The sequence below is a fragment of the Photorhabdus stackebrandtii genome (assembly GCF_011189495.1).
GTDB classification, from domain to species: Bacteria; Pseudomonadota; Gammaproteobacteria; order Enterobacterales; family Enterobacteriaceae; genus Photorhabdus; species Photorhabdus khanii.
The window spans coordinates 141,307-156,635 of sequence record NZ_PUJV01000005.1 but is presented as its reverse complement, the minus strand read 5'-3'; the positions used below and the strand labels follow the sequence as shown (position 1 = coordinate 156,635).

Annotated in this window: 14 protein-coding genes; 6 read left to right on the top strand and 8 right to left on the bottom strand. The window is 45.0% G+C overall.

Going from position 1 to position 15,329, the window contains the following annotated elements:
- The first annotated feature begins 91 nt into the window (after positions 1–91).
- The 5 genes from lolC (at position 92) to pepT (ending at position 5,492) form a co-directional block, all read left to right on the top strand.
- On the top strand, positions 92–1,294 hold the full coding sequence (lolC, locus tag C5470_RS06270) for a lipoprotein-releasing ABC transporter permease subunit LolC (RefSeq protein WP_166286870.1): 1,203 nt from the start codon (positions 92–94) through the stop codon (positions 1,292–1,294).
- Positions 1,287–1,991, top strand: a complete 705-nt coding sequence (gene lolD / locus C5470_RS06265; protein WP_036849253.1) for a lipoprotein-releasing ABC transporter ATP-binding protein LolD — start codon at positions 1,287–1,289, stop codon at positions 1,989–1,991. The genes lolC and lolD overlap by 8 nt, the downstream gene beginning before the upstream one ends.
- Positions 1,991–3,238, top strand: a complete 1,248-nt coding sequence (lolE, locus tag C5470_RS06260) for a lipoprotein-releasing ABC transporter permease subunit LolE (protein ID WP_166286868.1) — start codon at positions 1,991–1,993, stop codon at positions 3,236–3,238. Before lolD ends, lolE begins: the two co-directional genes overlap by 1 nt.
- Positions 3,239–3,331: 93 nt before the next feature.
- Positions 3,332–4,174, top strand: coding sequence for a Sir2 family NAD+-dependent deacetylase (cobB, locus tag C5470_RS06255; RefSeq protein ID WP_166286866.1), 843 nt, complete (start codon positions 3,332–3,334; stop codon positions 4,172–4,174).
- A gap of 55 nt (positions 4,175–4,229) precedes the next feature.
- Entirely contained in the window at positions 4,230–5,492 is a 1,263-nt protein-coding gene (gene pepT / locus C5470_RS06250; RefSeq protein ID WP_166286864.1) for a peptidase T, read from the top strand.
- A gap of 231 nt (positions 5,493–5,723) precedes the next feature.
- On the opposite strand, the gene C5470_RS06245 is transcribed toward pepT, so the two are convergent.
- From C5470_RS06245 to rluE, 8 genes are all read right to left on the bottom strand, one after another.
- A complete protein-coding gene (locus tag C5470_RS06245) occupies positions 5,724–6,845 on the bottom strand; it encodes a ribosomal protein uL16 3-hydroxylase (protein WP_166286862.1) in 1,122 nt (373 codons plus the stop codon).
- A 146-nt stretch (positions 6,846–6,991) separates the two neighbouring features.
- Complete coding sequence (gene phoQ, locus C5470_RS06240; RefSeq protein ID WP_166286981.1) at positions 6,992–8,455, bottom strand: two-component system sensor histidine kinase PhoQ; 1,464 nt, start codon at positions 8,453–8,455, stop codon at positions 6,992–6,994.
- Between the two features lie 19 nt (positions 8,456–8,474).
- On the bottom strand, positions 8,475–9,143 hold the full coding sequence (phoP, locus tag C5470_RS06235; RefSeq protein WP_166286860.1) for a two-component system response regulator PhoP: 669 nt from the start codon (positions 9,141–9,143) through the stop codon (positions 8,475–8,477).
- A 434-nt stretch (positions 9,144–9,577) separates the two neighbouring features.
- Positions 9,578–10,948, bottom strand: coding sequence for an adenylosuccinate lyase (gene purB, locus C5470_RS06230; RefSeq protein ID WP_166286858.1), 1,371 nt, complete (start codon positions 10,946–10,948; stop codon positions 9,578–9,580).
- A gap of 23 nt (positions 10,949–10,971) precedes the next feature.
- On the bottom strand, positions 10,972–11,598 hold the full coding sequence (hflD, locus tag C5470_RS06225; RefSeq protein WP_166286856.1) for a high frequency lysogenization protein HflD: 627 nt from the start codon (positions 11,596–11,598) through the stop codon (positions 10,972–10,974).
- A gap of 2 nt (positions 11,599–11,600) precedes the next feature.
- The gene (gene mnmA / locus C5470_RS06220) at positions 11,601–12,704 is read right to left on the bottom strand and encodes a tRNA 2-thiouridine(34) synthase MnmA (RefSeq protein WP_166286854.1); all 1,104 of its coding nucleotides are present in this window, start codon (positions 12,702–12,704) and stop codon (positions 11,601–11,603) included.
- An 84-nt stretch (positions 12,705–12,788) separates the two neighbouring features.
- Complete coding sequence (locus C5470_RS06215; protein WP_166286852.1) at positions 12,789–13,238, bottom strand: NUDIX hydrolase; 450 nt, start codon at positions 13,236–13,238, stop codon at positions 12,789–12,791.
- Positions 13,231–13,860 (bottom strand): 23S rRNA pseudouridine(2457) synthase RluE, encoded by a 630-nt coding sequence (rluE, locus tag C5470_RS06210; protein ID WP_166286979.1) that lies wholly within the window; start codon positions 13,858–13,860, stop codon positions 13,231–13,233. Before rluE ends, C5470_RS06215 begins: the two co-directional genes overlap by 8 nt.
- A 140-nt stretch (positions 13,861–14,000) precedes the next feature.
- Here rluE and icd point away from each other — a divergent pair, with 140 nt between their 5' ends.
- Positions 14,001–15,254, top strand: a complete 1,254-nt coding sequence (gene icd / locus C5470_RS06205; RefSeq protein WP_021325636.1) for an NADP-dependent isocitrate dehydrogenase — start codon at positions 14,001–14,003, stop codon at positions 15,252–15,254.
- Positions 15,255–15,329: the final 75 nt, after the last annotated feature.

The window sequence follows — 15,329 nt, the reverse complement described above, 5'->3', positions numbered from 1 at the left end:
ACAGATCCGGGCGTTGGTGGTTCCATAAAGTATAGCTACCCTTTATTATCCCCGAACACTTTGCTTTGGCAACAGGGGAGTAACAGATTTCATGTTTCAATCTGTCTCATTATTTATAGGTTTGCGGTATATGCGTGGCCGTGCGGCTGACAGATTTGGCCGGTTTGTTTCATGGCTGTCGGCAATTGGTATTACTCTCGGTGTTGCTGCATTAATTACAGTACTGTCCGTGATGAATGGTTTTGAGCGTTCACTGGAAACCAGTATTCTTGGTTTTATGCCACAGGCTGTTGTGACGTCGGTGAAGGGTTCTCTGGATCCGGAAAAACATCCGGCCAGCGAGCTTGCGGATTTGAAACAAGTTAGCAGGATTACACCTTTGGTGATGGGAGATGTCGTATTACAAAGCCCCCGCAATGTCGGTGTGGGCGTGATGTTGGGTACCACTTCTGATGAATATGAGCCGCTGACGGAATATCTGATCAGCACTTATCGTCAGCAACTTGAACCCGGCAGCTATAATGCGATTTTGGGCGAAAAACTGGCCAGGGAGCTTGGGATAAAGCGTGGTGATCGAGTCCGCTTCATGGTGCCGGGGGCCAGCCAATTGACACCGATGGGGCGTATTCCCAGTCAGCGCCTGTTTACCATTGTGGGTACTTTTGCTTCTAACAGTGAAGTAGACGGCACACAGGTTCTGGTTAATCAGCAAGATGCGGCTCGTCTGATGCGTTATCCGCAGGGTAACATCACCGGCTGGCGTCTCTATCTCACAGAACCCTTGGCTGTAGATAGTTTGAGCTTACAAACCATGCCAGAAGGGTTGTTGTGGAAAGATTGGCGCGAACGTAAAGGTGAATTTTTCCAGGCTGTCAGGATGGAAAAAAACATGATGGGTTTACTGTTAAGTCTGATTATTGCTGTGGCTGCATTCAATATCATTACTTCGCTTGGTTTGCTGGTGATGGAAAAGCAGAGTGAAGTGGCGATTTTGCAAACACAGGGGCTGGTACGTCGTCAGATTATGACCGTTTTTATGATCCAGGGAGCGGGTGCCGGGATTATCGGTACATTAGTGGGAACCGGGCTTGGTGTTTTGCTTACCAGCCAGCTTAATAACTTAATGCCGTTGGTTGGCCTGTTGACCTTGGGTGTTGAATTGCCTGTTGCGATTGAGCCATTACAGGTAGCCACAATTGCAATTTCAGCGATGGTAATCGCCTTGTTATCTACGTTATATCCTTCCTGGCGTGCTGCTGCCATTCAACCTGCTGAGGCTTTGCGTTATGAATAATCAACCATTACTGCTGTGTAATGACTTATGTAAAAAATATCAGGAAGGGCAAGTACTGACCGAAGTGCTGAAAAATGTCGCTTTTGCTATCAAACCGGGTGAAATGATGGCGATTGTGGGGAGTTCCGGCTCAGGTAAGAGTACGCTGCTGCATTTGCTTGGTGGATTGGATACACCGACCTCCGGTGAAGTCCTTTTTAAAGGGCACTCTTTGAATAAAATGTCTGCCAAAGCCAGAGCAGCACTGCGCAACCATGAATTGGGTTTTATTTATCAGTTTCACCATTTGTTGCCTGATTTTAACGCAATAGAGAATGTGGCGATGCCACTGCTGATTGGCGGAAAGAACCGCAGTCAGGCACAAAAGAAAGCATTGGAAATGTTGGCGGCTGTTGGTCTGGAAAAACGGGCCCATCACCGCCCGTCAGAATTATCAGGGGGTGAGCGCCAGCGAGTGGCGATTGCCAGGGCCTTGGTTAATGAGCCGTCTTTAGTTTTGGCTGATGAACCTACCGGTAACCTTGATTTACGTAATGCAGATAGCGTTTTTGAATTATTGGGCGAACTTAACAGACAGCAAGGCACAGCATTTCTGGTTGTCACCCATGATTTGACACTGGCTGGCAGATTGAATCGTCAGGTGGAAATGCGGGATGGTTATTTACAGGATAAATTGACCCTGGCGGGGGCATTGTAATGGCGAATTTGCCTCTCTCTTTAGTCACGGCTCTGCGATTTAGCCGGGGGCGTCGCCGGGGTGGAATGGTATCCCTGATTTCAGTGATTTCTACGCTGGGGATTATGCTTGGTGTCGCTGTTCTGATTATTGGTCTGAGTGCCATGAATGGTTTTGAACGGGAATTGAGAAACCGGATCCTTTCTGTCGTTCCTCATGGTGAAATCTATGCGGTCAATCAGCCTTTTGAGCAGTGGCGGCCAGCATTGGAACGGGTAAAAAACACAACCGGCGTAGTGGCTGCTTCACCTTATATTACTTTTACCGGATTAATGGAAAAAGGTGCCAGCTTACATGCTGTTCAGGTGAAAGGTGTTGATTTAGTCACTGAGGCTCAGGTCAGTTCATTACCACAGTTTGTACAAGGTAATGCATGGCAAAACTTTCAGGCAGGTCATCAACAGGTCATTCTTGGGCAGGGGGTTGCTAATGCTTTGAAGGTTAAGCAGGGCGATTGGCTGACTGTCATGATCCCGAACAGTGATCCAGAAATGAAACTATTGCAACCAAAGCGGATCCGTTTACAGGTTAGTGGAATTTTTCAGCTAAGTGGCTTACTTGATCATAGCCTGGCTTTGATTCCTTTGGCTGATGCACAGCAATATTTGGATTATGACCAGGGGATCACCGGCATTGCGATCAAGGTTGATGATGTGTTTGCCGCTGATCAACGGGTAAGAGCTGCCGGTGAAGCATCACAAGAATATGTCTATATCAGTAGTTGGATAAGAAATTACGGTTATATGTATCAGGATATTCAGATGGTACGCGGCATTATGTATCTGGCGATGATTCTGGTGATTGGCGTGGCATGTTTTAATATCGTTTCTACGCTGGTTATGGCGGTAAAAGATAAAAGCAGTGATATCGCTATCTTGCGAACCCTTGGCGCGAAAGATGGGCAAATCAGAGCGGTTTTTCTCTGGTATGGATTACTGGCGGGTATGGTAGGCAGTATTGCCGGCGCGGTAGTCGGCGTGTTGGCATCACTGAATCTGACGGCCTTGATTCATGGTCTGGAAAAACTGATCGGCCATCAATTTCTTTCTGGTGATGTTTATTTCATTGATTTCCTGCCATCTGAGCTACATAGCATGGATGTTCTGTCTGTTCTGGCGACGGCTTTGATTCTGAGTTTACTGGCAAGTTGGTATCCGGCAAGGCGGGCAAGTGGGCTTGATCCGGCGCGGATTTTAAGTGGGAAATAATAAACCTGTTATTGGCATGAACTCAACAAAGGCGCTATGGTATAAAAAATAGAAACCTAAACAGTATTGAGAAATCTTATTAAAGGAAATCATATGCGTGTTCGTCGTCGGCTTGGTCGGTTTCGTAAGGTTAAGCGTTTGCGGCATCAAAGGTTTCGTAGCCGAATTTTCTATAGGGATAATCGATTGGCACTGAATATGAAAAAACCTTATGTAGTGGTATTGACTGGTGCGGGTATTTCGGCTGAATCGGGTATTCGGACTTTCCGCTCCTCTGATGGGTTGTGGGAAGAACATCGGGTGGAAGATGTTGCTACACCTGAAGGTTTTCAGAGAGATCCAGAATTGGTACAGGCATTTTATAACGCCCGGCGTCATCAACTTCAGCAACCGGAAATAAACCCGAATGCGGCGCATTATGCTTTGGCGGCACTGGAAAATGAGCTTGGCGATCATCTTCTGCTGATTACCCAGAATATCGATAATCTTCATGAGAGGGCGGGCAGCTATCGTACTGTGCATATGCATGGTGAGTTATTCAAAGTCCGTTGCTGTCAATCCGGACAAGTGTTCGAGTGGACAGGTCCTCTGACAACTGATGAACGTTGCCATTGTTGTCAGTTTCCATCACCGTTGCGTCCGCATATTGTTTGGTTTGGTGAAATGCCTTTTGCTATGGAGCAAATCTACTCTGCACTGGCTCAGGCGGATATTTTTATTGCTATCGGTACCTCTGGGCATGTTTATCCTGCGGCTGGATTTGTGCATGAAGCTAAACTGGCAGGGGCACACACAGTAGAGCTGAATCTGGAGCCGAGTCAGGTAGAGAGTCTGTTTGATGAAAAGCATTATGGACCAGCCAGTAAGATAGTGGATGAGTATGTCCGAAGATTAATTAATAAGATAAAAGAATTTAAAGCTGACTTGACGCAATAATTATTCTGTTTCTCTTCCTCATAATGGGCTGTCAGGTTCCTGGGGGAAGAGAATAATGGACAGACTACTAGAGCGTTTTTTAAAATATATATCTTTTGATACTCAGTCAAAGCCGTCAGTGAAAACTATTCCCAGCAGTGATGGTCAGCTTGAACTGGCCAAAGCGCTGAAACAAGAATTGATTGAGCTGGGTTTTTCCAATGTGATTCAGAATGATTATGGTTGTGTTATGGCAACATTACCTGCCAATACACCATGGCCTGTACCGGCTATCGGTTTTATTGCTCATCTTGATACTTCGTCAGATTTTCCTGGAAAAAATGTCAGCCCACAAATGCTGGAAGATTACCGGGGTGGTGAGATTGCTCTGGGGGTTGGTGATGAAGTGCTATCGCCAGTCATGTTTCCTGTATTGCATAGCATGTTGGGGAAAACATTGATTACTACAGATGGCAAAACGCTGCTTGGTGCTGATGATAAAGCGGGTATCGCAGAAATCATTACCGCAATGGTTCGCCTGAAAAACAGCAATATTTTACATGGTGATATTCGGATAGCGTTTACACCTGATGAAGAGACAGGTAAGGGAGCACGCTATTTTGATATTAATTCATTTGATGCTGAGTGGGCATATACCGTAGATGGTGGTGGTGTGGGTGAACTGGCGTTTGAAAACTTCAATGCGGCGGTGGTAACAGTCAAGATTGTTGGCAACAATGTTCATCCTGGTAATGCTAAAGATGTCATGATCAATGCCTTATCGCTGGCAATCCGTATTCATCAGGAGTTGCCAGCGGAAGAAACACCGGAACATACCGACGGATATGAAGGTTTCTACCATCTGCAACGTATTAAAGGTACGGTGGAACGTGCCGAAATGCACTATATTATTCGTGATTTTGATCGGAATAGTTTCGAAGAACGTAAAAAGAAGATGATCAAAATTGCGGAAAAAGCCGGTGAGGGATTACATCCCGATTGTTATATCGAACTGACTATCGATGACAATTATTACAATATGCATGATGAAGTTATCAAATACCCGCATGTTATTGAGATTGCCAAACAGGCGATGTTGGATTGTGACATTGATCCCATTATTAAACCCATTCGTGGTGGTACTGATGGGGCACAATGGTCATTTCGTGGCTTGCCTTGCCCGAATATATTCATGGGAGGGTATAATTATCATGGTAAGCATGAATTTGTTTCATTGGAGGGAATGGAGCAAGCTGTGAGTGTTGTCATGCGTATTGCTGAGTTGACAGCACTGTTGTCCAAAAAAGTTGAGAGAAATTCAGGAGTTTTACACTATTGATTAATTTGAACAGAGATTAATGCAAATCCTGGCACCACAAGTTTTTGCATTTACGTGGAGGTGACCTGGCTTATAAATGGTGGGTATGAACGATGATTAAAGCAATCACGATTAATACAACTTTTCGAGAACTGCCTCTTAATCGGAAGATCTGATTAAAAGGCAGTGAGGTAATAACCGGGTGAGAAGTGACACAGAATTATTTAAAGGGTCACCTTTTGTGGTGATACATTAATCATTAAAGTACCAGTAGCCACTGTTTACCAATGCCGTGAGCAGTCTGATAAAACGCACATCATCTATCGCTTCACCCAGCATTTCTGCATTAATTTCATAATAGTGGCAAAGAACATCAGCTGCTTTAATATGAGGTGTATCTATTAATTCACCGTTAACAAAGCACTGATCACCAATTCTTATAACGCGTAATCCGTTAAGGCGGTGGAGATTTTCACCTTGTTTCATTAATTCATAAATTTCATCACTTTCATAGGGAGGTTCTGGTGGGGCAATATCAAGTTCATGCCGGGACTGAGAGATGAATTCACCAAACCATTGTTGGAAAATTTCAGGTTGCGCTAATAATTCGTTCATCATTGTGTGTAGCGCGGATAGTTCATGTAGTTGGACCCGTGCCGGGTTTTCGCGGAAAGTCAGATCAGGATCGCTATAGCGATAGCTGCCTAAATCATTAGCCAGCACATAATCGGCAAAACTGCTGAACAGTTCGCGGGAATTGGGCGCACGGAAACCAACTGAATAATTCAGTGAATCTTCAATGGCATAACCTTCATGCGGAAACCCAGGTGGAATATAGAGAATATCACCGGGTTCCATCTCTTCATCAATAATGGCGTTAAATGGATCGACCTGTAATAAATCGGGATGAGGGCAGTGCTGTTTCATGGGGATCTTTTCGCCAACACACCAACGACGGCGACCCATTCCTTGAATGATAAACACATCATATTGGTCGAGATGCGGGCCAACACCCCCACCGGGAACAGAGAAGGAAACCATGAGATCGTCCATCCGCCAGTCAGATAACACGCGGAATGGTTGCATTAATGCCGCGGAAGGATGATGCCAGTGATTAACCGCTTGTACCAGCAGTGACCAATCCTGTTCACTTAAATGATCGTAACTTTCGAATGGACCATGAGAGACATCCCAACGGCCATTTTTCTGGCTGACCAGACGGCAGTCAACTTCATTCTCCATAGCCAAACCTGCCAGTTCATCGGGAGTAAGTGGATCAATGAATTGACGGAAGCCTTGTTTAATCAGTAAAGGGCGTTTTTGCCAGTGATTTTGCAAAAACGCCTGCCAGTCCAGATTCAACTGATAGTCCATAGTGACATCCTGAGTGTGAAGTGAGTTTCAGGATATTATAACGAATTAGTTAAATCGAGTATCAGACTGCATAGGCATATTTAGCAAAAATAGCCGTAAACCTTCGTCCAATGCGGGCGGAGATATCCAGAGTGGAGAGCAGTCATTTAATCGTCATCATTAATTTGCTGACACCGGAATATGACGCAAATTCTGGCACCGCCGAGTGGGCTGTTACTGATACTGATATCACCGGTATATTGTTCAATAATTTCAGAAGCAATTGATAACCCAAGCCCTTGACCAGGCTGCAAGGTATCGACACGCTGGCCCCGTTGAAAAATTATTTCCCGTTTGTCAATTGGAACGCCTGGGCCGTCGTCATCGACAGTAATCATCACCGAATCGTGATCAATAGTGACTGAGATCTCGACAAATTTAAGGCAATATTTACAGGCATTTTCCAGCACATTGCCCATGACTTCCATAAAATCATTTTTTTCACCAAGCCAGGTGATCTCCGGCGATACATCTAACGTGAGGCTGACCCCCTTGCGTTGATAGACTTTTGTTAAAGCGCTGCACAGGCTATCCAATAAAGCAGGAACAGAAGAAACTTTCCGCATAATAGTACTGTGTTCGCTGCGCATACTGGCCCGGTGCAGGTAATAGCCTATTTGCTGAGAAATACGGCTGATTTGCTCAAGCATGATGGGTTCGGCCTGTTGAATAGTCATTTGCTTACTGTTGCGTAAAGAACGGAGAGTTGATTGCAAAACAGCCAGTGGGGTTTTCAGGCTGTGTGTCAGATCAGCCAGCGTTGTCCGGTATTTTGTATAGCGGTTGCGTTCATTATTGAGCAACACATTAAGGTTACGCACCAATCCACGCAGCTCGGTAGGTGGGTTTTCGTCCAGTTTTTCCCGTTCACCTTTCTCCAGCGAGCTGACCTGATGAATCAGCGATTTAATCGGTCGCAAACTCCAGTGTGCCGCCAGCCAGATTAAGGGAATGACCAGAATCAGATTGGCAATCAATACGTAGCCGAACCATTCCCACACCAGAACTGTTTTTTGTAAATCCTGTGGAATAGTATCAATGACGACAATGGTCAACTCCGGCAGATGGTCTGTCGCACTGTATCTGTTAACAGAAACGGAGTGGGTTAGCTCATTGTCTTCATTTTCGTCGAGAGCGTTAAGTTTACCTAATTGCCCTTGCATATTGGCCGAATCTTTTAACAAATCCCGGCTATTTTTCAGGTTGGTATCCAGATCATATAAACCATCTTCCTTTAACCATTCACTTGGAATCGAGTTCTCTACTTTCGGGAGATGACGTTGACGCCAGAGGATAGTCCCTTTGTTGTTGTAAATCAGAACCAGTGATGGGTTGTTTAATGTGAAATTGGGGGGGACTGAAATATCCAGTTTATTGTTATTCCACTGGGCAAGACTGAAAAACAGGTTACTCTGACTGCGTAGCAGTGTATAAGCGGTTTTATCAAAACTGACCAGGTAACCGACAATGGCAACAATACCGTAAGACATTGTCAGCGCCAGAATAACGGCAGCAGTCGCCATTAAAAACCGGGTACGGAGTGAGAAAGGTTTCTTTTTGTGCTTCAGCACTGTTTTACCCATCAAAGCTTTATACATCAAAGCGATAGCCTTGACCACGGACAGTTACGATAGCTTCATAAGGCCATATATCTTGTATTTTCTTTCTTAACCGACCGATTAAGACATCAATGGAATGGCCTTCGCGTAGTTCAGCATCGGGATATAACTGGCGCATTAATGAATCTTTAGTAACTACTTTGTCACTATTACACATCAGTATTTCAATAATCCGGTATTCAAACGCTGTTAGTTTGACATTTTCACCATGTACCGTTAATTCTTTGCGTGACAGATCAATTCGGAAGGGGGGAAATTCAATAACCTGAGAAACTAACCCATTATTACGGCGCAGGAGTGCCTGCATCCGGGCAATAATTTCTTCAAGATGAAATGGCTTGGTGACATAGTCATCTGCCCCTGCATCAAGAACGGTGACTTTTTCTTGCCAGCTTTCACGGGCTGTCAGAACAAGAATGGGGAGTTTTTCATCTTTTTGGCGCCAGCGACGGATCAGACTCAAACCATCTTCTCCGGGCAAACCAAGATCAACAATAGCAATATCGGGTTCACTTTCTGCCAGATAGTAATCGGCTTCTTTGGCATTTGCTGCAGCATCAACCAGATGGCCTGTGTCACGAAGCTGTACTGTCAAATGATGACGCAACAGCATGTTGTCTTCAACGATCAATATTCGCATGGAATATTCCTTCTAAAACGCCAACTGGCAGTATTGTAATAATCAATTTACTCAAACTGTTATATAGACAAAATTGCCGGTAAAAAATGCAATGCAATGGGCCTGGCTGAATATGTTAGATATATGGATCTGTAACAGCAAGTCATCAAGTAGAAATATAGAATATAACTTCAATGTGTGTTTGGAATTGGTTTATAAAAGGATAGAAATAAACGGATATTTTATTCGTCTCAGGTTGCTGACCAACCCGGTGGTCAGAGCCATGAGTTATCTTTTAATTTATCTTACCGCCGTCTATCCTTTTCATCCTGCTATTCGCTATTGCAGCCGGGATAATCCCGGATAACAGCCACACACAGGTACAAAATCAGAGCAATACCTCGTCATTTTCAACGAGGTTTGTCAGCAGTCTTTATCCGTCTGTGGAATATCAATTACTTTAATTCATCAACCAGTGTGATTGCGCGGCCAATATAATTAGCCGGCGTCATTGCTTTTAGGCGTATTTTCTCTTCTTCAGGTAAATCCAGCCCATCAATAAAGGTTTTCATCCCTTCAGCATTGACGCGTTTACCACGAGTAAGTTCTTTCAGTTTCTCATAAGGCTTTTCGATACCGTAGCGACGCATGACGGTCTGGATAGGTTCAGCAAGGACTTCCCAATTTTTATCCAGCTCATCCAGTAGATTCTGTTCATTGACTTCCAGCTTATTTAAGCCTTTCATTGTAGATTGGTAAGCAATCAGAGCATATCCCAGACCAACGCCCAGGTTACGTAATACGGTTGAGTCAGTCAGATCACGCTGCCAACGGGAAACCGGTAACTTGCTTGCCAGATGGCCTAATACGGCATTTGCCAGCCCCAGATTACCTTCAGAGTTTTCAAAATCAATTGGATTGACTTTATGCGGCATGGTGGAAGAACCAATTTCGCCGGCAACCGTTTTCTGTTTAAAATGGTTGAGTGCGATATAACCCCAAATGTCACGGTTAAAATCGAGCAGAATCGTATTGAAACGAGCGATGGAATCGAACAATTCAGCAATATAGTCATGAGGTTCGATTTGAGTCGTGTAGGGATTCCATCTGATGCCCAGTGAAGTCACAAATGTTTCACTGAATTGGTGCCAGTCAACTTGCGGGTAAGCAGCTATATGGGCATTATAGTTACCCACTGCGCCATTGATTTTGCCTAATATTTCAGTTTGTTCCAGTTGGCGATACTGGCGTTCCATCCTGTGAGCAACGTTAGCAAACTCTTTACCCACCGTGGAAGGCGTAGCAGGTTGACCGTGAGTACGGGACAACAGCGGCAAGTCCCGATATTCAGCCGCCATTTTTTTAATGGCGTCAATCATCTGGCGCCATTGTGGCAAAATTACTTCTTCACGGGCTGTTTTCAGCATCAGCGCATAAGACAGATTGTTAATATCTTCAGAAGTACAGGCAAAGTGAATAAACTCGGCAACTTTATGCAGTGCCGGAACGTCTGCAACTTTCTCTTTGAGAAAATATTCCACTGCTTTGACATCGTGGTTAGTCGTGCGTTCGATCGTTTTGATACGCATTGCATCCTGTTCACTGAAATTTGCGATAATTTCATTCAGGTAAGCGTTTGCGTCCGTATCAAAAGCCGGAACTTCTTTAATTTCAGCACATTCTGCCAGTTTTTGCAGCCAACGTACTTCAACCTGCGTGCGGAATTTCAATAAGCCAAACTCACTAAAAATGGCACGTAATACGCTGACTTTGTCGCCGTAACGGCCATCAATCGGAGAAACAGCAGTCAGTGAGGATAATTCCATTGGTAGCAACTCCCGGATTTTATTTAACAATGAGCAAGAATATCTTTCGCCTGTTGGAGCAGGCGTTGACGAGAAAACATTAATTGCCAGCGACTACCGCCAACTTGCTGCCATAAGACAGCACAACGGACCCCTGCCAGTAGAATAGCCCGGACTTTCGCTTGTACAAGTGGATTGCGCAGAACATCAGGGGAACCTGTCACCTGGATCCTTGGACCTAATGGGCTGATAACATCAACATAAATACCGGCCAACGCATTGAACATGCCTTCTGACATGGGTTCAAAATAAGTCTGTTGGCGCTCTAACTGACCAATGCGGTTGCCAAGTGCGTCGGAAGCGTCCTGATTTTTACTCAGGCGGCGCTCCAGTACCATAAGGCTTAACATATAGCGGGTAAGATCGGCAGAAAGACGGCTGTTAGAGCCATTGAACATTCCTGGCATGGCATCCAGACCAATTTTCAGGTTGCGTTCATGATTGCCAAACACATCTAAAACAGATGACGGGTTAGTGTTCAGAATGCTATTAACCATAGTTGCAACAGCGTCGGTATCACACTGGTTTTCGTGAGCAAGTTGTTGTACCAGACGACTTGACTGGCAAATTCCCGCCAGAGCCAGTGTAATATTGTAATAATTCTTTGCCACAATTACTCCTGCAAACGTTGTTCAATCACGCCACCGCCAAGACAAATTTCACCCTGATAAAAGACGGCTGACTGGCCGGGGGTGACTGCGGCGACAGGGTTAGCAAAACGTACTTCTATTTTGTCTTCGTTTATTGGTGTGACAGTACAAGGAATATCCTGCTGGCGATAACGTGTTTTGACCACGCAGTGGATTTCTTCAGTCAATGGTTGTCTGTCAACCCAATGAAGCTGTTGAGCAATAAGGCCGGCAGACATCATACGGGGGTGTTCGTGTCCCTGAGCCACGATAAGAATGTTATTTTGAACATCTTTGTCTATGACATACCACGGCTCTTCACTGCCTTCTTTAGTTCCGCCGATCCCCAGACCTTTACGTTGACCCAGTGTGTGGTACATCAGGCCCTGATGTTCGCCAAGGGTTTCTCCATCCACAGTCATAATCGGCCCCGGTTTGGCGGGCAAATAACGGCCAAGGAAATCACGGAATTTGCGCTCACCGATAAAACAGATACCCGTGGAATCTTTTTTCTTTGCCGTCACCAAACCGATTTTTTCAGCGATACGACGAACTTCTGGTTTTTCCAATTCACCGACAGGAAATAAGCTTTGCGCGATTTGCTGGTGGCTCAGGGTATATAAAAAGTAGCTTTGGTCTTTATTGTTATCGAGCCCTCGCAATAATTGGCTCTTACCGTTAATATCCTTGCGGCGGACATAATGACCTGTAGCGATGTAATCCGCACCTAAATCTTCAGCGGCGAATTCCAGAAATGCTTTAAATTTAATTTCTTTGTTGCATAGAATATCTGGGTTAGGGGTTCTGCCAGCTTGATACTCAAAAAGGAAATGCTCGAAAACATTATCCCAATATTCGGCAGCAAAATTGACGGTATGAAGTTCAATACCCAGTTTATCGCAAACGGATTGAGCATCGGCCAGATCAGTCGCGGCTGAACAGTACTCTTCATCATCGTCCTCTTCCCAATTCTTCATGAACAAGCCAGCCACTTGATAACCTTGCTGTTGCAGCAGGTAGGCGGAAACGGAGGAATCTACACCGCCGGACATGCCGACAATGACTTTTTTTTGGCTGTTATCTGACATGGGAATCTCACTGGAGAAAAAAACAAGCGCCGTACTTTAACACGTTGTAAACGGGGGTGCATTAAACTCATCACTGTTTTGCTATTAATTAAACGGAGAGACATAGTTATCCAGTAGGGTGAGAGGATGTTTCTCATTTTGCAGGTAACAGCGGATACTTTCTGCGACAAGTGGTGAACGCAGACAAGCACTCTTTAATATTTGTTCTGCGCTAACCCAGTGGCAGCAGTCAATATCACTGTCCTGTGGATGAGGTGTTGCTTGCTGTTCCATTTCGACCAGGAACAGAAAACGGATAAATGGTGTGCCGTCTGGTGCAACCCACTGATAAATTTTCAGCAGCGCTTGTGGTTTAGCCCGGATACCGGTTTCTTCCCATAATTCACGCTCTGCTGCCTGTAATAACGTTTCATCTGCTTCAAGATGACCCGCGGGTTGATTCCATAATGTTTTGCCATTAATTGTCTCTTCAACCACCAGGAATTTATTCTGGGCATGGACAACACAGGCAACGGTAATGTGGGGGTTAAACAAAATTGATCTCCTTCCATTCGCCGGGTTTCATATTGTCTAATTGCCAGTTTCCTATACTAAAACGAATCAACCGAAGTGTAGGAAAACCAATATGTGCTGTCATTCTGCGCACTTGGCGGTTTCGGCCTTCATAAAGTGTTATTTTTAACCAGCTCACCGGAATGCTTTTACGTTCACGAATCGGTGGATGACGACTCCAGAGCCATGTTGGTTCATGAACTAACTCGGCACCGGCGGGCAGGGTAGGGCCATCCTTTAAGATAATGCCGCCACGCAGTTTGTCGAGCGAAGCGTCATCTGGAACCCCTTCAACCTGGACATAATAAACCTTGGCAGTTTTTTTATCCGGTTGAGTCAGATGTGCCTGAAGTTTACCGTCATTAGTCAAAATCAATAATCCTTCACTGTCACGGTCCAAACGTCCGGCGGCATACACATCAGGGAATGGGATAAAATTCTTCAGCGTTGTTCTGCCCATTTCATCAGTGAACTGGGGCAAGACATCGTAAGGTTTGTTAAAGATCAATACCCGGCGAGGTCCTGCTGGTTTTTTGACAGAATGTGATATTTTTCTTTGGCTGAATCGGTTAACTTTACGTTTTTTAACAGAGAGATTTGTCATCATATGATCACTAAGCGAAATAGGGTGGGTATTATACATGAGTCTGCTATTGATTGGCGTTTGCAGAATATTCAAGTAGTATTGACACGTCCCTTACAAAAAATTAACAAGGTATTACGCTTACTTGAAAGGAGAGGTTAATGGAAAGCAAAGTAGTTATTCCGGCGGAAGGTAAAAAAATAACAGTCGACGCTAAAGGTAAACTGGTTGTTCCGAATAACCCGGTCATCCCTTATATCGAAGGAGATGGGATTGGTGTCGATGTTACCCCTGCAATGTTGAAAGTTGTCGATGCAGCGGTTCAGAAAGCCTATAAGGGTGAGCGTAAAATTTCCTGGATGGAAATCTACACCGGTGAAAAATCTACTCATGTATACGGTAAAGATGTTTGGTTGCCGGATGAAACTCTGGATCTGATCCGTGAATACCGCGTCGCCATCAAAGGCCCTCTGACGACGCCGGTTGGTGGTGGTATCCGTTCTCTGAACGTGGCATTGCGTCAGCAATTGGATCTGTATGTCTGTCTTCGCCCTGTTCGTTACTACCAGGGAACGCCAAGCCCGGTTAAACAACCTGAACTGACCGATATGGTCATCTTCCGTGAAAACGCAGAAGATATTTATGCAGGTATCGAATGGAAAGCGGGTTCTGCGGAAGCGGATAAAGTGATCAAATTCCTGCAAGACGAAATGGGCGTGAATAAAATCCGTTTCCCACAGCAGTGTGGTATCGGAGTGAAACCCTGTTCTGAGGAAGGCACTAAACGCTTGGTTCGTGCTGCTATCGAATATGCGATTGATAATGACCGTGAATCTGTCACTCTGGTTCACAAAGGCAACATTATGAAGTTCACCGAAGGTGCTTTTAAAGACTGGGGCTACCAGCTTGCTCGTGAAGAGTTTGGCGGTGAACTGCTGGATGGTGGTCCTTGGGTGAAAATTAAGAGCCCGAAAAACGGCAAAGAGATCATTGTCAAAGATGTGATTGCTGATGCTTTCCTGCAACAGATTCTGTTGCGCCCTGCTGAATATGATGTTATCGCCTGTATGAACCTGAATGGCGACTATATTTCTGATGCATTGGCTGCTCAGGTTGGTGGTATCGGTATCGCTCCGGGAGCAAACATCGGTGATGAATGTGCTCTGTTTGAAGCAACTCATGGTACAGCACCTAAATATGCGGGTCAGGATAAGGTGAACCCTGGTTCAGTTATTCTTTCCGCTGAGATGATGTTGCGCCATATGGGGTGGACGGAAGCCGCTGATCTCATCATTAAAGGCATGGAAGGCGCAATTGCTGCGAAGACCGTCACTTATGATTTCGAGCGTCTGATGGAAGGCGCCAAGCTGCTGAAATGCAGTGAATTTGGTGACGCTATTATTCAGCATATGTAATCCGTCATTTTCTGCAAACTTCACGGTAGCTGATATTTCCGTGGAGTTTTCTCATTTCTTGAAACTTTTGCTGTA

What these genes read in the sequence shown, in the direction of transcription:
- lolC (WP_166286870.1), top strand. Translation starts at nt 92, where the DNA reads ATGTTTCAATCTGTCTCATTATTTATAGGTTTGCGGTATATGCGTGGC.
- lolD (WP_036849253.1), top strand. Translation starts at nt 1,287, where the DNA reads ATGAATAATCAACCATTACTGCTGTGTAATGACTTATGTAAAAAATAT.
- lolE (WP_166286868.1), top strand. Translation starts at nt 1,991, where the DNA reads ATGGCGAATTTGCCTCTCTCTTTAGTCACGGCTCTGCGATTTAGCCGG.
- cobB (WP_166286866.1), top strand. Translation starts at nt 3,332, where the DNA reads ATGCGTGTTCGTCGTCGGCTTGGTCGGTTTCGTAAGGTTAAGCGTTTG.
- pepT (WP_166286864.1), top strand. Translation starts at nt 4,230, where the DNA reads ATGGACAGACTACTAGAGCGTTTTTTAAAATATATATCTTTTGATACT.
- C5470_RS06245 (WP_166286862.1), bottom strand. Translation starts at nt 6,845, where the DNA reads ATGGACTATCAGTTGAATCTGGACTGGCAGGCGTTTTTGCAAAATCAC.
- phoP (WP_166286860.1), bottom strand. Translation starts at nt 9,143, where the DNA reads ATGCGAATATTGATCGTTGAAGACAACATGCTGTTGCGTCATCATTTG.
- purB (WP_166286858.1), bottom strand. Translation starts at nt 10,948, where the DNA reads ATGGAATTATCCTCACTGACTGCTGTTTCTCCGATTGATGGCCGTTAC.
- mnmA (WP_166286854.1), bottom strand. Translation starts at nt 12,704, where the DNA reads ATGTCAGATAACAGCCAAAAAAAAGTCATTGTCGGCATGTCCGGCGGT.
- rluE (WP_166286979.1), bottom strand. Translation starts at nt 13,860, where the DNA reads ATGACAAATCTCTCTGTTAAAAAACGTAAAGTTAACCGATTCAGCCAA.
- icd (WP_021325636.1), top strand. Translation starts at nt 14,001, where the DNA reads ATGGAAAGCAAAGTAGTTATTCCGGCGGAAGGTAAAAAAATAACAGTC.